The organism is Pseudonocardia sp. Ae505_Ps2, assembly GCF_001932425.1.
Lineage (GTDB): Bacteria > Actinomycetota > Actinomycetes > Mycobacteriales > Pseudonocardiaceae > Pseudonocardia.
This window is the reverse complement of the sequence record NZ_MCIP01000001.1, coordinates 4,691,018-4,709,225: the sequence shown is the minus strand read 5'-3', so window position 1 is coordinate 4,709,225 and position 18,208 is coordinate 4,691,018. Positions and strand designations below refer to the sequence as shown.

General features: G+C 74.5%; 18 protein-coding genes and 1 riboswitch. Of the genes, 9 read left to right on the top strand and 9 right to left on the bottom strand.

The window, feature by feature from the left end; genetic code table 11:
* The first annotated feature begins 12 nt into the window (after positions 1-12).
* Complete coding sequence (locus Ae505Ps2_RS22065) at positions 13-795, top strand: PrsW family glutamic-type intramembrane protease (RefSeq protein ID WP_139318717.1); 783 nt, start codon at positions 13-15, stop codon at positions 793-795.
* On the opposite strand, the gene Ae505Ps2_RS22060 is transcribed toward Ae505Ps2_RS22065, so the two are convergent.
* The gene (locus Ae505Ps2_RS22060; RefSeq protein WP_075553950.1) at positions 796-2,181 is read right to left on the bottom strand and encodes a chloride channel protein; all 1,386 of its coding nucleotides are present in this window, start codon (positions 2,179-2,181) and stop codon (positions 796-798) included.
* Positions 2,182-2,233: 52 nt separating this feature from the next.
* On the bottom strand, positions 2,234-5,125 hold the full coding sequence (gene gcvP / locus Ae505Ps2_RS22055) for an aminomethyl-transferring glycine dehydrogenase (protein WP_075553949.1): 2,892 nt from the start codon (positions 5,123-5,125) through the stop codon (positions 2,234-2,236).
* 167 nt (positions 5,126-5,292) lie between these two features.
* A riboswitch (glycine riboswitch) is annotated at positions 5,293-5,387 on the bottom strand.
* A 72-nt stretch (positions 5,388-5,459) separates the two neighbouring features.
* Between gcvP and Ae505Ps2_RS22050 the strand changes: the two genes are divergently transcribed.
* On the top strand, positions 5,460-5,759 hold the full coding sequence (locus tag Ae505Ps2_RS22050; protein WP_060711890.1) for a YiaA/YiaB family inner membrane protein: 300 nt from the start codon (positions 5,460-5,462) through the stop codon (positions 5,757-5,759).
* Positions 5,760-5,783: 24 nt separating this feature from the next.
* Here the strand turns inward: Ae505Ps2_RS22050 and Ae505Ps2_RS22045 are convergent, their stop codons facing one another.
* The 5 genes from Ae505Ps2_RS22045 to Ae505Ps2_RS22020 form a co-directional block, all read right to left on the bottom strand.
* Positions 5,784-6,323, bottom strand: a complete 540-nt coding sequence (locus tag Ae505Ps2_RS22045; RefSeq protein WP_226361033.1) for a MerR family transcriptional regulator — start codon at positions 6,321-6,323, stop codon at positions 5,784-5,786.
* Positions 6,324-6,636: 313 nt separating this feature from the next.
* Positions 6,637-7,113 (bottom strand): bifunctional nuclease family protein, encoded by a 477-nt coding sequence (locus Ae505Ps2_RS22040; RefSeq protein ID WP_020623535.1) that lies wholly within the window; start codon positions 7,111-7,113, stop codon positions 6,637-6,639.
* Positions 7,114-7,559: 446 nt separating this feature from the next.
* Complete coding sequence (gene garA, locus Ae505Ps2_RS22030) at positions 7,560-8,012, bottom strand: glycogen accumulation regulator GarA (protein WP_062394962.1); 453 nt, start codon at positions 8,010-8,012, stop codon at positions 7,560-7,562.
* Between the two features lie 183 nt (positions 8,013-8,195).
* Positions 8,196-8,588 (bottom strand): glycine cleavage system protein GcvH, encoded by a 393-nt coding sequence (gcvH, locus tag Ae505Ps2_RS22025; RefSeq protein ID WP_020623538.1) that lies wholly within the window; start codon positions 8,586-8,588, stop codon positions 8,196-8,198.
* A gap of 10 nt (positions 8,589-8,598) precedes the next feature.
* On the bottom strand, positions 8,599-9,237 hold the full coding sequence (locus Ae505Ps2_RS22020; RefSeq protein ID WP_051050132.1) for a CDP-alcohol phosphatidyltransferase family protein: 639 nt from the start codon (positions 9,235-9,237) through the stop codon (positions 8,599-8,601).
* Between the two features lie 189 nt (positions 9,238-9,426).
* Here Ae505Ps2_RS22020 and Ae505Ps2_RS22015 point away from each other — a divergent pair, with 189 nt between their 5' ends.
* The 5 genes from Ae505Ps2_RS22015 to Ae505Ps2_RS21995 all read left to right on the top strand — a co-directional run bounded on the left by Ae505Ps2_RS22015 (position 9,427) and on the right by Ae505Ps2_RS21995 (position 13,214).
* A complete protein-coding gene (locus tag Ae505Ps2_RS22015) occupies positions 9,427-9,954 on the top strand; it encodes an OsmC family protein (protein WP_075553948.1) in 528 nt (175 codons plus the stop codon).
* Positions 9,955-10,260: 306 nt separating this feature from the next.
* Positions 10,261-11,175, top strand: coding sequence for an MEDS domain-containing protein (locus Ae505Ps2_RS22010; RefSeq protein WP_075306410.1), 915 nt, complete (start codon positions 10,261-10,263; stop codon positions 11,173-11,175).
* Positions 11,172-11,528: a hypothetical protein gene (locus Ae505Ps2_RS22005; protein WP_075306412.1), complete on the top strand. Its 357-nt coding sequence runs from the start codon at positions 11,172-11,174 to the stop codon at positions 11,526-11,528. The genes Ae505Ps2_RS22010 and Ae505Ps2_RS22005 overlap by 4 nt, the downstream gene beginning before the upstream one ends.
* 45 nt (positions 11,529-11,573) lie before the next feature.
* Positions 11,574-12,122 (top strand): ATP-binding protein, encoded by a 549-nt coding sequence (locus Ae505Ps2_RS22000; protein ID WP_075333420.1) that lies wholly within the window; start codon positions 11,574-11,576, stop codon positions 12,120-12,122.
* Positions 12,123-12,341: 219 nt separating this feature from the next.
* A complete protein-coding gene (locus Ae505Ps2_RS21995; protein ID WP_083695912.1) occupies positions 12,342-13,214 on the top strand; it encodes a BTAD domain-containing putative transcriptional regulator in 873 nt (290 codons plus the stop codon).
* Between the two features lie 171 nt (positions 13,215-13,385).
* Here the strand turns inward: Ae505Ps2_RS21995 and Ae505Ps2_RS21990 are convergent, their stop codons facing one another.
* Positions 13,386-14,165: an enoyl-CoA hydratase-related protein gene (locus Ae505Ps2_RS21990; RefSeq protein WP_170917071.1), complete on the bottom strand. Its 780-nt coding sequence runs from the start codon at positions 14,163-14,165 to the stop codon at positions 13,386-13,388.
* The gene (fgd, locus tag Ae505Ps2_RS21985) at positions 14,162-15,166 is read right to left on the bottom strand and encodes a glucose-6-phosphate dehydrogenase (coenzyme-F420) (RefSeq protein ID WP_075306417.1); all 1,005 of its coding nucleotides are present in this window, start codon (positions 15,164-15,166) and stop codon (positions 14,162-14,164) included. Before fgd ends, Ae505Ps2_RS21990 begins: the two co-directional genes overlap by 4 nt.
* Before the next feature lie 329 nt (positions 15,167-15,495).
* On the opposite strand from fgd, the gene recQ reads away from it, so the two are divergent.
* Both recQ and Ae505Ps2_RS21975 read left to right on the top strand, forming a co-directional pair.
* On the top strand, positions 15,496-17,343 hold the full coding sequence (recQ, locus tag Ae505Ps2_RS21980; protein ID WP_043280186.1) for a DNA helicase RecQ: 1,848 nt from the start codon (positions 15,496-15,498) through the stop codon (positions 17,341-17,343).
* Positions 17,340-18,119 carry a gamma-glutamyl-gamma-aminobutyrate hydrolase family protein gene (locus Ae505Ps2_RS21975; RefSeq protein ID WP_075333418.1) on the top strand — a complete coding sequence of 260 codons (780 nt, stop codon included), beginning with the start codon at positions 17,340-17,342 and terminating at the stop codon, positions 18,117-18,119. The genes recQ and Ae505Ps2_RS21975 overlap by 4 nt, the downstream gene beginning before the upstream one ends.
* The last annotated feature ends 89 nt before the right edge of the window (positions 18,120-18,208 follow it).

Below are 18,208 nucleotides of genomic sequence, written 5' to 3'. Positions count from 1 at the left end.
GGGGAGTCGCAGGTGCGTCGCTGGGGTTGGTTGCTCGTCCTGGTCGTCGGGGTCGCGCTGTTCGAGGCGGTCCGCCGGGTCCTGCTCGTCACGCAGAACCCCAACCTGGTGCCGTCGCTGATCCTGCTCGGCGCCGCGGTCGCCCCGGCCGCGTTCGTGGCCTTCGTGCTCGGGCGGCGGCTGGACTACTCGATCGGCGCGGGCCCGATCGCGCTGGTCGCGTTCCTCGGCGGAGTCGTCGGCGTCGTCGCGGCGGGGCTGCTGGAGTTCGACGCGCTGCGGTCGCTGGGCACGCTGCCGATGCTGGGCGTCGCGCTGATCGAGGAGTCGGCCAAGCTCGTCGCGCCGCTGGTGGTGCTGCTGCTGACCGCCCGCCGCGGGCACCCCGCGGACGGGCTGCTGGTCGGCGTCGCCTCCGGTGCCGGCTTCGCCGCGCTGGAGACGATGGGCTACGGCTTCGTCGTGCTGGTCCGCTCGGGCGGCGACCTGGGCGCCGTCGACGACGTCCTGCTCCTGCGCGGCGTGCTCAGCCCGGCCGCCCACATGGCCTGGACCGGGCTCACCGCGGCCGCGCTGTGGTACGCGGCCCGGCGGCGCACCGGGCGGGCCGCCGGACGGGCGCTGCTGGTGTTCGTCCTGGCCGTCGCCCTGCACACCACCTGGGACAGCATCGGCGGGTTCGTCGCCTACGGCGTGCTCGCGGTGCTGAGCCTCGGCCTGCTCACCGGGTTCGCCCACCGGCTCCCGCACCGCGCCCCGGGCACGGTCGGGGGCGGGGCCGGGTTCCGGGCCTGATCAGGTGCTCTGCTCGGCCGTGGGCTGCGCGGCCAGGCGCGCCGAGTAGATCGAGTAGCCGTCGAGCCACCGGGCCACCGCGGTGGCCACCAGCGTCGCGACGACCAGCGGGACGGCGATCGCGAACCCGGTGCCGGTCAGCTCCAGCACCAGCACCAGCCCGGCCAGCGGCGCCTGCATCCCGGCCCCGATCATCGCGGCCGCCCCGACCAGGGCGAACGTGCCGACGGGGGTGCCCGGCCACAGCGCCGACCAGACCCCGCCGAGCGCGGCCCCGAGCAACGCGCCGGTGCACAGGGTCGGGGTGAACAGCCCACCGGACGCACCGCTGCCCAGGCACATCGCCGTCACCAGCGGCTTCAGCACGGCCAGCATCGCGAACAGCAGCAGCGCCCCGCCACCCAGGAAGGCCTGCTCGGCCAGGTCCGCGCCGTTGCCGTAGAGCTGCGGGAACACCAGCCCGGCCACGCCGAGCAGCCCGAACGCGACGACCGGGGCGGCGATCCGCCACCACGTCCGCCGGGGCCCGTGGTGCGACACGAACCCGATCAGCCGGACCCAGCCGGTCGCGAGGACCCCGATCAGCACGCCCGCGGGCACCGCCCACACCAGCAGCGACGGCGTCGTCACCGGGTCCGGCAGGCCGGGGTAGACCGGCCCGGCGGGCAGGTAGAGCCAGGCGACGACGGTGGCGGTCGCGGTGCAGGCCAGTGCGGGCAGCACCACCGGCAGACGCACCGTGCCGACGAGCACCTCGGCGACGAACAGCGCCCCGCCCAGCGGCACGTCGTAGACGCACGCCAGCCCGGCGCCCGCACCGCAGGCGACCAGCAGACGTCGCTGCTCGACCGACAGGCCACCCCAGCCGGCCAGGACCGCGCCCCACACCCCGCCCATCAGCTTGGGCGCGGCCTCCCGGCCGAGCGAGGCGCCCAGCCCGACGACGACCTCCGACAGCACCGCGGTGCCCGAGCTGCGGCGCACCCCGAGCCGGGCGTCACCGGTCCAGATCGCGTCGTCGACGTCGGTGCGGCCGGGGACGAACCGACGCAGCAGGTACCCACCGACACCGGCGACGAGCCCGGCCAGCAGCAGCGGCCAGATCCGCCCCCAGGCGTCGGCCCGCTCGACCGCCGCGCCGAGCCCTTCTGCCGCCCCGGATCCCCACGCCCACTCCGACACCGCGTGCAGCAGTGCCATCAGCGCGATCCCGGACAGCCCGGCGGCGATCCCGGTCACGACGAGCAGCACCCAGAACCGGGCGGTCAGCGGCGACGCACCGTCGCCGGTGACGTTGGGCTGGTCGGTCGCGGCCCGCTTCGACCGGACCCGCGTCCGCAGGACGGGGGCGGGGACCCGGAGGCGCTCACTCGGTCGGTGTGACACCCCTCCATGATCCCCGACCTGTCCGGACACCCTCCCGACGGGTGGGCAGGACTCAGGCGAAGGCCTCCGGCGGCGGGCAGGAGCAGACCAGGTTGCGGTCGCCGTGGGCGCCGTCGATCCGGCGTACCGGCGGCCACACCTTCCGGTCGTGCACCCCCGGGGTGACCCCGGTCGGGTACGCGGCCAGCTCCCGCGGGTACGGGTGGTCCCACTTGTCGTCGGCCAGGCAGGCCGCGGTGTGCGGGGCGTTGCGCAGCGGGTTGTCCTCGGCGGGCCACTCCCCCGCGGCGACCCGGTCGATCTCGCCGCGGATCGACACCATCGCCGCGACGAACCGCTCGATCTCGGCCAGGTCCTCGGACTCGGTCGGCTCGACCATCAGCGTCCCGGCCACCGGGAAGGACATGGTCGGGGCGTGGATGCCGTGGTCGATCAGCCGCTTCGCGACGTCGTCGACGGTCACCCCGGTCTCCTTGGTCAGGGTCCGCAGGTCGAGGATGCACTCGTGGGCGACCGCGCCGTCGGCGCCCGAGTAGAGCACCGGGAAGTGCTCCCGCAGCCGGGTGGCGACGTAGTTGGCGGCGGCCACCGCGGTGAGCGTGGCGCGGCGCATCCCGTCGGTGCCCATCATCCGCAGGTAGGCCCAGGAGATCGGCAGGACGCCGGGCGAGCCGTACCGGGCGGCCGAGACCGCGCCGACTCCGCCGTCGGACACGGGGGTGCGACCGGGCAGGAACGGCACCAGGTGCTCGGCCACCGCGACCGGGCCGACACCGGGCCCCCCGCCGCCGTGCGGGATGCAGAAGGTCTTGTGCAGGTTGAGGTGGCTGACGTCGCCGCCGAAGGCTCCCGGGCGGGCCACCCCGACCAGTGCGTTCAGGTTGGCGCCGTCGACGTAGACCTGGCCGCCCGCCTCGTGCACCGCGGCGCAGACGTCCCGGACCCCGGCCTCGTAGACACCGTGCGTCGACGGGTAGGTGATCATCAGCGCGGCGAGCCGGTCACCGTGCTCGGCGATCTTCGCGTGCAGGTCGTCGAGGTCGACGTCACCGCCCGGCGCGGTCCCGACGACGACCACCCGCATCCCGGCCATGACCGCCGAGGCGGCGTTCGTGCCGTGCGCCGAGGCGGGGATCAGGCAGACGTCGCGGTCGGCCGCCCCGCGGCTGCGGTGGTAGGCGGCGATGGCCAGCAGCCCGGCGAGCTCGCCCTGGCTGCCCGCATTGGGCTGCAGCGACACCGCGGCGTAGCCGGTGAGGTCGGCCAGCCAGGTCTCCAGCTGCTCGATCATCTCCCGGGTGCCGACCGTGTCGGACTCGGGCGCGAGCGGGTGCAGGTCGGCGAACTGGGGCCAGGTCACCGCCTCCATCTCGGCGGCGGCGTTGAGCTTCATGGTGCACGAGCCCAGCGGGATCATCGTGCGGTCCAGCGCGAGGTCGGCGTCGGCGAGGCGGCGCAGCCAGCGCATCAGCGCGGTCTCGGACCGGTGGTCGTGGAACGTCGGGTGCGTGAGGTACTCACCGGTGCGGCGCAGGCCGGCGGGCAGCGCGTCGGCGGTCTCGCGGTCGAGGGCGTCGGCGTCCACCCCGGCGAGGCCGAACGCCGACCACACCGCGCGCAGGTGCGCCACGGTGGTGATCTCCGAGGTGGCGACGCCGACCTCGTCGTCCGAGGCCCGGCGCAGCGCGATCCCGGCCTCGTGCGCGGCAGTGACCACGGCGTCGGCGCGGCCGGGGACCCGGGCGAGCACCGAGTCGAAGAACGCGTCGTGGACGATCTCCACCCCGCCCGAGCGCAGGCCGGCGGCGAGGACCGCGGCCATCCGGTGGGTGCGGGTGGCGATGTCGCGCAGCCCGTCCGGGCCGTGGTGGACGCCGTAGCAGGCGGCCATGACCGCGAGCAGGACCTGTGCCGTGCAGATGTTCGAGGTGGCCTTCTCCCGGCGGATGTGCTGCTCACGGGTCTGCAGCGCCAGGCGCAGGGCGTAGTGGCCGTCGGCGTCGCGGGAGACGCCGACGAGCCGGCCGGGCAGCTGCCGGGCGTGGCGCTGCCCCACCGACAGGTAGCCGGCGTGCGGGCCGCCGAAGCCGAGCGGCACCCCGAAGCGCTGGGTGGAGCCGATCGCGGCGTCGGCGCCGAGCTCCCCGGGCGGGGTGAGCAGGGTCAGGGCCAGCAGGTCCGCCGCGACGGCGACGAGCGCCCCGCGGCCGTGCGCGGCCTCGATGAGTCCCGACGGGTCGGCGACCCGCCCCGAGGCGCCCGGGTAGGACAGCAGGACACCGAAGAACTCGCCCTCGGGCAGCACGCCGTCGGCGAGGTCGGCGACGACCAGCTCGATGCCGAGCGGCTCCGCGCGGGTGCGCAGCACGTCCACGGTCTGCGGCAGCGTGTCCGCGTCGACGAGGAACCGCGGGCTGGTCGAGCGGTTGGCCCGGCGCAGCAGGGTCATCGCCTCGGCGGCGGCGGTGGCCTCGTCGAGCAGCGACGCGCCGGCGACCGGCAGCCCGGTCAGGTCGGACACCATGGTCTGGAAGGCCAGCAGCGCCTCGAGCCTGCCCTGGCTGATCTCGGGCTGGTACGGCGTGTACGCGGTGTACCAGGCCGGGTTCTCCAGCACGTTCCGCCGGATCACCGACGGGGTGCGGGTCCCGTGGTAGCCGTAGCCGATCATCGGGACGGTCACGGTGTTGCGCCCGGCCATGGCGCGGAGCTCGGCCAGCATCTCGGCCTCGCCGACCGGCGCGGGCAGCGAGGCCCCGACCGGCTCGGCGTCGCGGATGGTGTCGGGCAGCGCGCGGGCGGCGAGCGCGTCGAGCGAGTCGACGCCCAGCACCTCCAGCATCCGGGCCAGGTCGCCGGGGCGGGGCCCGATGTGGCGCTCGGCGAACGGGAGCCCCCGCTCCAGCTCGGAGAGGGTGGGACGGTGCTCGGACGTCGGGCTCACGGCGCCTCCGGAGGTCGTCGGGCGGATTCGGGGCAGGGCAACTCGCCCTCCCCCTCTGTCCGTACCCGGAGACCGGGCGCCTGAGAGATTCACCGGAGGCTTCCGGCTTTCCCCGTCGGCGGACGGCTCCCCGCGTGCGCGGGTGACCCGTCGCTTTCCAGAGGCGTCTCGACCGCGCGGTCCGTGTGCCTGAGAGATTCCGGGAAGGGGTTGCTCCTTCGGCGCCCGGGCTCGTTCCCCGGGGCTCTCCCGCGCGGCGTCGACGACTACCGGGTCAGCCTACCTGCGTAGTTCTGCGGCGTCGCCGCCTGCGCCGGCTCGTCACACTCACGTCATGTCGAACACCAGCGCTCCGAACACCACCCCGGCCACCACCGCCGCGTTCCACATGCAGGCGATGCTGTCCTTCGGCGTGTCCCTCGCCGCCGTCGTCGTCGGGACCGTCTACCTGCCCGTCGACGGCTGGGTGAAGGCGTTCCTCGCGATCGCCGTGCTGTACGCGATCACCTCGGCGTTCACCCTGGCGAAATGCGTCCGGGACCGGCAGGAGTCCCTGACCGTGGTCAACCGGGTCGACCAGGCGCGGATGGAGAAGCTGCTCGCCGAGCACGACCCGTTCCGCTCGGTGGCGTGAGCGGATCCGCCTCAGGAAATGGCCTCAGGAGATGGCGCGGCGCGCGCGGCGCCGCGCCAGCTCGTCCTCGGGGGCCTCGTCGACGGTGCCGCCGTCGGCCCGCTCGGCCGGGAAGTCCTTGATCACGCCGGAGATCTCACGCATCGCGCCGGAGACGGCGATGCCGAACACGCCCTGCCCGCCCTGCAGCAGGTCGACCACCTCCTCCGGGGAGGTGCACTCGTAGACGGTGGTGCCGTCGGAGAACAGGGTGATGCCGGCGAGGTCACGGATCCCGCGCCGACGCAGGTGCTCGACGGCGATCCGGATGTTCTGCAGCGAGACACCGGCGTCGAGCAGCCGCTTCACGATCTTGAGGACGAGGACGTCCTTGAAGGAGTACAGCCGCTGGCTGCCCGACCCGGCGGCACCGCGGATGGACGGCACGACGAGCCCGGTGCGGGCCCAGTAGTCCAGCTGTCGGTAGGTGATGCCGACGACCTGACACGCGGTCGGGCCGCGGAAGCCGACCAGGCGGTCGGTCACCCCGTCGAGCCCCGCACCGACGAGCGGGTCCGGGAACAGCTCTCCCTGACCCGGCCCCTCGGGTGGTGGCGTCTGCACCGCGCGGTCTCCCTCGTTCGGGACCGTGGACCGTCCTCTACCATGTGACTCTGGGTAGTGGGTGAGTTCCACGGATGTCATCAGTCGAGATGACGGTAGGCCCAGCGGCCGGGGTGGTCAACGCGGCTCGCCGACCTGGGCCTACCGGACACCCGGCCGGGTCGCCGGGCACACGGGGCGTACGGACGCCGAACGGTCGGTGACGTCGGTGAACGGTCGGACCGCGGTCCGTGCGTTCCCACTGCCGGGTGACGGCGGTGGTGACCCGCACGGATCAGCCCGGCTGGGCCCCGCGGAAGTCCTCCGGCGAGACGGAGTCGAGGAACTCGCGGAACTTCTCGACCTCGTCCTCCTGCTCGTCGGGGATGACCAGTCCCGCCTCGGCGAGGACGCTCTCGTCGGCGTGCACAGGCACACCGATCCGGAGCGCCAGCGCGATCGAGTCGCTCGGCCGCGCGGACACCGTGACACCGCCGTCGAAGATCAGCTCCGCGTAGAAGGTGCCCTCCTGCAGGTCGGTCACCCGCACCTGCTCGAGCCGCCGCCCGAGTGCTCCGATGACGTCCTTGAGCAGATCGTGGGTCAGGGGCCGCGCGGGCTTGACCCCCTGCTGCTCAAGGGCGATCGCCGTTGCCTCCACCGATCCGATCCAGATCGGGAGGTATCGGTCGCCGTTCGTCTCCCGCAGCAGCAGGATCGGCTGGTTCGCCGGAAGTTCGACCCGGACGCCCACGACGCGCATCTCGCTCATCAGCCCGCCTCCCCGGCCCTGTCGGGCCTGTCGGACCACCCGGGTGGACACGCCACCCCGGCCGCCCTGATCGCCTTGCTCGCCCTGACCCGCGCGGTGGACCCGACGACTCCGTGTCGTCACCGTGGTGTCGTCACCGTCGTCGTTGCCACCGCACTGCCACCGACACCTGATGACGCTACACGGCGGTCCGCCCGGACGCGCGCCTCCGGACGGGGAGTGACAGGGTCCGTTCGACGATCGTCACACGCCCGTCGCGCACGGCGTGTCGGCTCGACACCCGCCGGTCCCCGTCCACGCCGAAGGCCCGCCGCACCAGAGGGCACCGGAGCACCCCCGGCCGCGACGGGCCGGTCACACGCGGGGTTCCGTGCACGGCACCCACGGCGCCGCTGTCAGAGACGGCGGCAGAGACGGCGCGGACGGCGCCACCGCACGGACCCGGGTCAGCCCTGGGCGCCGGGCTCGCGGGGCCCGGTCAGGAACACCAGGCGGAACTTGCCGATCTGCACCTCGTCGCCGTTGGCCAGCACGGCCGTGTCGACCGGCTCACGGTTGACGTAGGTGCCGTTGAGGCTGCCGACGTCGACCACGACGAACTCACCGGCGTCGCGGCGGAACTCCGCGTGCCGCCGGGAGACGGTGACGTCGTCGAGGAAGATGTCGCTGTCGGGGTGCCGGCCGGCGCTGGTGGTCGGCACGTCCAGCAGGAAGCGCGAGCCGGCGTTCGGACCGCGCCGGACGACGAGCAGCGCCGACCCGGCGGGAAGCCCGTCGACACCCGAGACGGCGGGCTCGGCGGCCGGCTGCTCGACGTCGGCGAGGAAGTCCGCCCGGAAGACCGACGTGGTCTCCGGTGCGCGCTCCGGTGGCACGTCGCGCGGGTCGTTCGTGGTCACCTCGGGGACTCCTCCTCGCGGATGCGGTACCCGGACGGCGTCCGGGCGGTCAGGTCTGTTCGGGGCCGGGTGTCCCGGCCCCTTCCGGACGACACGTCCAGGGGATGTGAACCTACCGGTCGGAGCGGCCGGGGCGATACGGAGGTCCGCGTGCCGCGCCGCGTGGTGCGGCGGGCGGCCGGCTCAGTCGCCGTCGGCCAGCTGGCGGTAGGCGTCGGCGTCGAGCAGGCCGTCGGGCGAGGCCCCGTCGGCCAGCCGGATCTCGACGATCCACCCGTCGCCGTAGGGGGCGGAGTTCACCAGCTCCGGGGCGGCGTCCAGCCCGTCGTTCACGGCGACGACCTCGCCGCCGACCGGGGCGTAGATGTCCGACACCGACTTGGTCGACTCGACCTCGCCCATGGCGTCGCCCGCGGCGAGGGTGTCACCGACGGTCGGCAGCTGCACGAACACGACGTCCCCGAGCTGCGACTGGGCGTGGTCGGTGATCCCGACCCGGACCACCCCGTCCCCGCTGCGGCGCACCCACTCGTGGGCCTCGGTGTAGGACAGGTCCGACGGAATCTCCGAGCTCACGCCGGGGAGCCTATCCCCCGGCGCGGTCGTGATCGAACCGGGTCGCCGGGGCCGGGACGCCCGGCGCCGGGCGGCGCAGCGCCAGCCGGAACTGGGCCAGGTAGAGCAGCCCCGACCACAGGTAGAGTGCCACGCCCCAGATGGCGAAGGCGTTCGCGACGACACCGACCACGGCCTCGGCGGGTGTCGGGCCGTCGCCGAGCAGGAGCAGCGGGAAGGCGTAGAGCAGCACGAAGGTGGCGGCCTTGCCGAGATAGACGACCTCGAAGGGGCCGTAGCCGCGGTGGCGCAGCACGAACACGCAGCCTGCGAGGACGACGTCGCGGGCGACCAGGGCGACCACCGCCCACCACGGGACGATGTCGCGCGCGGCCAGCCCGACGAGCGCGGCCAGGATGTAGAGGCGGTCCACGGCCGGGTCGAGCATGGCGCCGAACCGGCTGAACTGGTCCAGGACACGGGCGAGCTTGCCGTCGAGCCAGTCGGTGAACCCGCCGATCGCCAGCACCGCGACGGCCCAGCCGTCGGCCTCCGGGCCGAGCATCAGCCACAGGAACAGCGGCACCCCGGCCAGGCGCAGCATGCTGAGCGCGTTCGGGACGGTCCAGAGCCGGTCGTCGTCGGTGGGCGGGCCCACGGTGTCGTGCACCGAGTCCCGGACCGTGTCGCGCACCGTGTCCCGGACGGTGTCGCGGGCCTCGCGGACCGAGTCGGCGGCCTCGCGGGCGCTGCGGCGCACCGCGGCCGCCCGTCCGGTGTCGCTCTCCCTGCCCACACCGGGCACCCTAGTCGTCGGGTCGGGGTGTGCGGGGCGCCCCGTCGGGGTGAGGATGGGGACATGACCGACACGAACGTCTCCCTGCGTGACATCCAGGCCCCGCTCAAGCAGCAGTACCGCGACGACCCGGAGTCGGCGGTCATCACCCTCAAGGCCGACGGCGAGCTCGGCTCCGGTGTGGCGTGCAAGGTCTCCACCGGCCAGGCGATGGCCGAGGCGGGCCTGCACCCGGCCACCGGCGGCGACGGCACCCAGCTGTGCTCGGGCGACATGCTGCTGGAGGCCCTGGTGGCCTGTGCCGGGGTGACCCTGCGCGCGGTGGCGACCGCGCTGGAGTTCGAGGTGCACGGCGCCGTGCGGGCCGAGGGCGACCTCGACTTCCGCGGCACCCTCGGCGTCGCGAAGGACGCCCCGGTCGGGTTCCGGGACATCCGGCTGTCGTTCGACGTCGACATCCGCGACGGCGACGCGCCCGCGGCGCAGGACAAGGTCGCGACCCTGGTGAAGCTGACCGAGCGGTACTGCGTCGTCCTGCAGACCATCCAGGGCAGCGCGACCACCTCGGTCGCGGTCAACCCGGCCGCCTGACCCCGCCACGCCACCACCGCGCCGCCACGGACGGTGAACCCCCGGACGCCGGGAGCCACCGCCGTCCGGCGGGCACCGGACAGCGCCGAACGGCCGTACGTCCTGGTCGGACCGGGTCTGCGCACCACCGTCGCCCGCCGGTGACGTTCCGCTCGTCGCGCGTCACCGTCGGTTCGGCGCCTCGCACGCTCCGAGGTCTCGGGCCTCCGCCGAGGGCCTCCGTACGGTTGATCCGTCCAGGAGTTCGTGACGGGGTGTGCCCGGCGCCGCGAGGAGCGGCGGCGGGGCGCGCGCGGCAGGTGAGACGTGATCAAGCTGGCGGACGCGCTGACGTCCGGGGATCACGTGTGCGCGGTCCCGGACAGCACCGAGCACCTCGGGGAGCTCGCCGCCGCCTACGTCGGGCACGGTCTCGACCGGGGCGAGCGCATCCTCTACTTCGACGACGACGGTGCCGCCGACGTCCTGCTCCGCCGTCTCGCCGAGGACGGCGTCGAGGTCGACGACCCGCTGCGCCGCGGCCAGCTGGAGATCCTGCCCGCCGAGCGGACCCGGCAGACCTTCCGCACCCCGCTCGCCGACGTGTACGCCGGGATGGCCGACGAGATCGTCCGCTCCCGTGAGCTCGGCTGGAACGGCACCCGGATGACCGGGCAGATGCACTCCGTGCTCGACGCGGGCGCCGCCGGCACCCTGCCCGAGTACGACGGCCTGCTGGCCCGGCTGGTCCGCGAGAGCGCGGGCGGGCTGACCGCGCTGTGCACCTACGACGACCACTTCCCCGCCGAGCAGGTCGACATCATGCGTGCCCTGCACCGCGACCACGTCCCGTGCTCCACCGCCTACGACGACGACCTGCTCCGGATCGTCCGGCTCGGCACCGGTCACGCACGGCTGGCCGGCGAGGTCGACCACAGCAACCGCTCGAAGATCACCTCGCTGCTGCACTCGGCGCTGGACTCCGCACTGCGCTCCGCCGACGCCTCCCCCGACATCGGCCTGGACATGGCCTCGGTGCGGTTCATCGACGTCGCCACCGCGGTCGCGCTGGTGCACGCCGCCGAGGGCTTCCCGGCCACCCACCGCCTGGTGCTGCACCGGGTCCGGCCGCGGGTGCTGCGGGTGCTCGAACGCTGCGGTGCCGCGTTCTCCCCCCAGCTCGTGTTCGACGACCGTCCGCCGGCCCCCGAGGTCGTGCATCCGGGAGGACGGGACCGGTGAAGGTCAACGCCGCTCCCCGCCCGCCCGGCTTCCGGCACGCCCTGGTGCACGCCGACGACCCGGTGGAGCTGCTCGCCGCCGTCGTCCCGGCGGCCCGGGCCGCGGCGCGGGACACCGGTGCCCGGGTCGCGCTCGACCTGCCGGCGCCGCTGGAGCAGGCGCTGCACGACGAGCTCGGCGACGAGGTCGAGCTCGGCAGGCTGACGTCGCTGACCAGCTCGGCCCGGGAGTCCGGACAGACCGTCGCCGCCTGGCGGGCCCGGGAGCTGCGTGCGCTGACCTCGTCGGGCCGCCCGGTGCTGGTGGTCTCCGCGCACGACCCGGACCTCGACGGGGTCGACGGCGGGTTCTGAGTCGAGCTGGAGGCCGCGCTCAACATCTCCCTGGCGGGGCTGCCGGTGCTGCAGGTGTGCGCCTACCCACGGCTGCCGCTGCACGGCGCGGTCGGCGAGTCCGCCGAGGTCAACCACCCGCTGCGGCTGCACGCGTCCGGGCTCGCCGCGAACCCGCGGTACCGCCCGCCCGCCGAGGCGGTCGCGGCCCTGCCGATCGCGCCGCCGCACCTGCTCGGGCCGCCGGACGTCACGCTGTCCTACAACACCTTCGAGCTGTCCCGGGTGCGCGACGCCGTGACCGAGGCCGCCCGGGCCTGCCGGTTCGACACCACCCGCGGCGAGGACATGGTGCAGGCGGTCAACGAGATCGCCACCAACGCCGTCGAGCACGGGTCCCCGCAGGCGGAGCTGTCGGTCTGGGCACGCGACGGCGAGCTGGTGTGCGAGGTCCAGGACAGCGGGGTGATCGCACTGCCGCTGATCGGGCTCGCGCCGCCGCACCCGTCGCAGGCGCGGGGGCGCGGGACCTGGATCGCCCGGCAGCTCTGCGACAGCCTGCACGTGTGGCGGGCGCCGGACGGCACCCACGTCCGGCTGCTCTCCCGGGCCTGAGGCAGATCTCACGATCCGCCCCCACCCGGATCTCACACCGTGGGCACTGCTGGGCTATCCTCGCAAGCGACGACACCACACGGAGACGCCGCCCGCCGTCCGTGTCGGTGCGGTTCCGTCGTGCCCGCTCCGCGATCCGAGGCCTCCCGCCCGGCGCGCCCCGGCTCTGTGCGGAGCCGACCGCGGGCCGAACGCCACGACCGATCCGGGGAAACGGCCATGTCCGACGACGATCACTGTCGATCCAGTGAGCAGATCACTCCCACCTCCGCCCCGCACGTGCGAGTGCTGGGCTCGTTCGGGCTGCGCGCGGACGACCGCGCCGTCCCGCTGCCGGTCGACTCCCGTCGCCTGGTCGCCTACCTCGCCGTGCACCGGCGTCCACAGCCGACGGCGGCGCTCGCGGCGACCCTGTGGCCCGGGGTCGGCCCGGTCCCCGCGGCCCGGCTGCTGGACGAGGCCGTCGCCGGCGTCGACGTACCGGGGCTGCTCGACGCCGACCACCTCGGGCGGCTGCAGCTCGCCGACGACGTGGTCGTCGACCTCACCGAGGCCATGCTGCTGATCCGCGGGCTGTCCGCGCCCAGCATGCTGCGCACGGTGCGCGAGATCGGCGCCCCGGAGACCACGCTGCTGGAGTCCGACATCCTCCCGTCGTGGACCGCGCCGTGGATCGCCGTGGAGCGCGAGCGGTTCCGCCAGCTGCGCCTGTCCGCCCTGGAGGGTCTGGCCGGCACGCTCACCGCCGCCGACCGGCACGACGACGCCGTCGCCGTCGCGCGCCGGGCCGTCGCCACCGCCCCGAGCCGCGAGCGGTCGCGTCGCGCGCTGGTCGAGGCTCTGCTCGCCGGCGGGCACGTCGCCGACGCCCTCGCCGAGTACGAGGAGTTCCAGCGGCTGTTGCGCAACAGCGTCGGCGCCACCCCGGACTCCGAGCTGGACCGCCTGCTCGCCCCGCTCGACGCGGGCTGGCCGCTCGGCCCGGGTCTGCACCGCCCGACGCAGCGCCTCACCGTGGGCATGCCCGGCATCTCCCGCGGCCCGCAGCGGTCGCGCCGGGTCGTCGCGGGGAGCCCGGCCAGCGCGCGCTGAGCGACCGCACCGCGACACGCCAGGACACACGCAAGGACAGACACGGAGGGGGCGCGACCGGTCGGTCGCGCCCCCTCCGTCGTGTCCGGGTCCGTCCTTGGACGAGGTGCGTCGTGGACAAGGTGCGTCGTGGACGAGGTCTGCCCGGACGAGGTCGCCGGCAGAACGGGCTCAGTGGAACTGCGGGCGACGCTTCTCGCCGAATGCGGCGAGCCCCTCGGCACCCTCCGGGCCCGCGGCGCAGGTCGCGATGGAGTCCGCCTCGGCCGCCAGCTGTTCGGCGAGGCCCCGGTCCCATCCGTCGGCCAGGAGCCCGCGGATGCGGCCCAGCGCGGCCGTCGGGCCCTGGGCGAGCCGGTGCGCGACCGCGGCGGCCTCCTCGGCGACCCGGTCGTCGTCGACGACCGAGGCGAGCAGTCCCAGCTCGGCCAGCGTCTCCGCGTCCAGGACCTCGTCGGTGAGCAGGACCCGGCGCGCCCGCGCGGCGCCGATCAGCCGCGGCAGTGTCCAGGTCATCCCGCCGTCCGGGGAGAACCCGATGCCCGGGTAGGCCGGGCGCATCCGGGTCGAGGTCCCGCCGACGGCGAGGTCGCACGCCAGCGCGATGCTCATGCCCGCGCCGGCCGCCCAGCCGCCGACCGCGGCGACCGTCGGCACCGGGCTCGCCGCCAGCGGGCGCAGCATCGAGTGGAAGGTGTCGGCGAGGGAGTGCACGTAGGCGTAGCGGTCCTCGGCGCCGGCGAAGGCGCGCACGTCACCCCCGGTGCAGAAGTTCTCGCCGTCGCCGTGCACCAGGACCGCACCGGTCTCGGCCGGGTCGAGCGCCAGCAGCGCCTCGGCGACCTCGGCCACCGCGGGGCCGTCGAGGGTGCCGTGGCGGCCGGTGGAGATGCGGCAGCGCAGCACGCGCCCCTCGCGGGTCAGCGCCGGGGCGCTCGTCGCGGCGCTCACCCGAGCGCCCGCAGCTTCGGCGCGACGTCGGTCGTGAACTGCTCCAGGAACCGGCGCTGGTCGTGCCCCGGGCCGTGGACGACGAGGTGGTTCAGGCCCGCGTCGAGGTAGGGCTTGATCTGCGCGACGGCCTCGTCCGGGTCGGAGGCGACGATCCAGCGCTTCACGACCTGCTCGATCGGCAGCTCGTCGGCGAGGCGCTCCATCTCCCGGGAGGAGTCGACGGAGTTCTTCTGCTCCGGGGTGAGCGACAGCGGCGCCCAGAACCGGGTGTTCTCCCGGGCGGCGTCGGGGTCGCGGTCGTAGCTGATCTTGATCTCGATCATGCGGTCGATGCCCGAGGCGTCGCGGTCGGCCTTCTCCGCGCCCTCCTCGACGGCCGGGATCAGCTTGTCGGTGTAGAGCTCCATGCCCTTGCCCGAGGTGCAGATGAACCCGTCGCCGAAGCGGCCGGCGAACCGCGCCACCATCGGACCGCCCGCGGCGACGTAGATCGGCACCGGCTGCTCGGGCCGGTCGTAGATCATCGCGTCGACGAAGGTGTAGTACTCGCCCTCGGTACTGACCGACTCCTCGGTCCACAGCGCGCGCATCATCTTCACGGCCTCGCGCAGCCGGGCGAAGCGCTCCTTGAACTCCGGCCACTCCCGCCCGGAGACGGCGATCTCGTTGAGCGCCTCACCGGTGCCGACGCCGAGCGCGACCCGGTTGCCGGTGAGCAGCGCCATCGTCGCGAACTCCTGGGCGAGCACCGCGGGGTTGTAGCGGAACGTGGGGGTCAGCACCGAGGTGCCGATCTGCACCCGCTTCGTGCGCTCCCCCACCGCCGCCATCCAGGGCAGCGCGGCCGGGGCGTGGCCGCCCTCGTGCCGCCAGGGCAGGAAGTGGTCCGACGCCCAGACGCTGTCGAGCCCCAGCTCCTCGGCGAGCACCGCGTACTCGACGAGGTCGCGGGGGCCGAACTGCTCGGCCGACGCCTTGTACCCGATCTTCAGATCCACGGGTCCGTCCTTCTCACGTGATCGCCCGGCGTCCGGTCTGCGGGGCGCCGTTGGTCCTGCAGGTCTTGCTACACCCCGGGAGCGTCCGGCGCAGCACCGCGGCGCCCGCGACACACGGGCGGTGACCGGGACCACGCGTCGGACGCGGTGCCCGGTGCCGCGACGTGAGTGCCGGGCGGGGCGCGGCGGGCGGGGCTCGTACGATCGACGACGTGTTCGACGCCTCCGCCCCGGACGAGATCCCGCTCCCGCCCGAGCCCGAGGAGGAGTACGGGTACGAGCCCCCACCGGAGGACGCCTGGGCCGCCGCACCCGCACCGGCCCGTGAACTGCCCGTCCCCGAGCGGGTGCACAGCAGCGACCCGCACGAGATCCTGCGCCGGGTCTTCGGCTACGACGCGTTCCGCGGCGAGCAGCAGGCGATCGTGGAGCAGGTCGTCGGCGGCGGCGACGCGCTGGTGCTCATGCCGACCGGTGGCGGCAAGTCGCTGTGCTACCAGGTCCCGGCGCTGGCCCGGCCCGGGACCGGTGTGGTCGTCTCCCCGCTCATCGCGCTGATGCAGGACCAGGTCGACGCGCTGCGCGCGCTGGGGGTGCGGGCCGGGTTCCTGAACTCCACCCAGGACGCCGACGAGCGCCGCCTCACCGAGCAGGAGTTCCTCGCCGGGGAGCTGGACCTGCTCTACCTCGCCCCCGAGCGGCTGCGGGTCGAGTCCACCGTCCGGCTGCTGGAGCGCGGTCGCATCGCGCTGTTCGCGATCGACGAGGCGCACTGCGTCGCGCAGTGGGGGCACGACTTCCGGCCGGACTACCTGCTGCTCTCCGAGCTGCCGAAGCGGTGGCCGGACGTCCCGCGGATCGCGCTGACCGCGACCGCGACCGACGCGACCCGCACCGAGATCGGCCAGCGCCTGGAGCTGACCGATGCGCGCCACTTCGTGGCGAGCTTCGACCGGCCCAACATCCAGTACCGGATCGTCGCGAAGAACGAGCCGCGCCGCCAGCTGCTGGAGCTGCTGCGCGCCGAGCACGCCGGGGACGCGGGCATCGTCTACTGCCTCTCGCGGCGCAAGGTCGAGGAGACCGCGGAGTTCCTCACCGCGCAGGGAATCCGGGCGCTGCCCTACCACGCGGGGCTCGACGCGTCGGTGCGCCGGGAGAACCAGTCCCGGTTCCTGCGCGAGGACGGCCTGGTCATGTGCGCGACGATCGCGTTCGGGATGGGCATCGACAAGCCCGACGTGCGGTTCGTCGCGCACCTGGACCTGCCCAAGTCCGTGGAGGGCTACTACCAGGAGACCGGCCGCGCCGGGCGCGACGGCGAGCCGTCCACGGCGTGGCTGGCCTACGGGCTCGCCGACGTCGTCCAGCAGCGGAAGATGATCGACGACGGCGAGGGCGACGCCGCGCACAAGCGGCGCCTCGCCCAGCACCTCGACGCGATGCTCGCGCTGTGCGAGACCACCGAGTGCCGCCGGGCCCAGCTGCTGCGCTACTTCGGGCAGAAGCCGGCGTCGGAGCGGTGCGGGAACTGCGACACCTGCCTGACACCGGTGTCCTCGTGGGACGGCACGGTCGCGGCGCAGAAGGTGCTGTCGACGGTGTGGCGGCTGAAGAAGGAGCGCAACCAGGAGTTCGGCGCCGGGCAGGTCGTCGACATCCTGCTGGGCAAGCACACCCCGAAGGTCGACCAGCACCGCCACGACGAGCTGTCGGTGTTCGGGATCGGGACCGAGCTGAGCGACGTCGCCTGGCGCAACGTGCTGCGCCAGCTGGTCGCGCGGGGGCTGCTGACCGTCGGCGGGAACTACTCCACCCTGCGGTTCACCGACGAGTCCCCGGCCGCGATGCGCGGTGAGCAGAAGGTCATGCTGCGCACCGAGCCGGAGCGCACCGCGCGGCCGTCGCGGTCGCGGGGCGGCGGGTCGAAGCCGGCCGTGGAGATGCCGGCCGAGGTCGCGCCGGTGTTCGAGCGGCTGCGGGCCTGGCGCGCGGCGACGGCGAAGGAGCAGGGCGTCCCGGCCTACGTGATCTTCCACGACGCGACGCTGCGCGAGATCGCGACACGGTCCCCCGCCGACCGGGCCGCGCTCGGCACGATCTCCGGGATCGGCGAGGGCAAGCTCGCCCGCTACGGCGACCAGGTGATCGACGTGCTGCACGGGGCCGGCTCGTGACGCGCCCGCTGATCGGCATCAGCTGCTACAGCGAGCGGGCCGACTACTGGATCATGCGCGACGACGACGTCGTGCTGGTCCCCCGCACCTACGTCGACATGGTGCTGGCCGCGGGCGGGGTCCCGGTGCTGCTCGCGCCGGTGAACGGCGCCGAGGAGGCCGTGGACGCCCTCGACGGGCTGCTCCTCACCGGCGGCCAGGACGTCGACCCGGCCCGCTACGGGCAGGTGGCCGGCGCGCACACCGACACGCCGCGCACCGGGCGCGACGCCGCCGACGTGGCGGCGCTGCACCGGGCGCTCGGCCGCGGGATCCCGGTGCTGGGGGTGTGCCGCGGGCTGCAGCTGCTCAACGTGGCGCTCGGCGGGACGCTGCACCAGCACCTGCCCGACGTGGTCGGCGCGGAGGTCGCCGGGGCGCACTCGGCCGGTCCGGGGGTGTACGCGCCGGTGCCGGTGCTGACCGAACCGGGGACCCGGGCCGCGGAGATCCTGGGTCCGGGCACGGTGACGGTGCGCTGTCACCACCACCAGGGGGTGGACCGGGTCGCCCCCGGGCTGCGGGTGTCCGCCCGCGCCGGGGACGTCGTCGAGGCGCTGGAGTGGAGCGACCCGGCCGGCCCCAGCGGCCCCAGCGGCCCGGACGCGCCCTGGGTGGTCGGTGTCCAGTCCCATCCCGAGCGCGACGCCGAGGACCTGCGCCTGGCCCGCGCCCTGGTCGCCGCCGCCACCCGGGCCCGCAGCCGCGCCTTCCGCCCGGTCCGCCTCGCCGGCTGAGCCGGATCCACACCCCCTGTCGGATGTCCACACCCGCCACGACGGGTGTGCCTACCGAACAGGGGGTGTGGACGCGGGCAGCGGGTGTC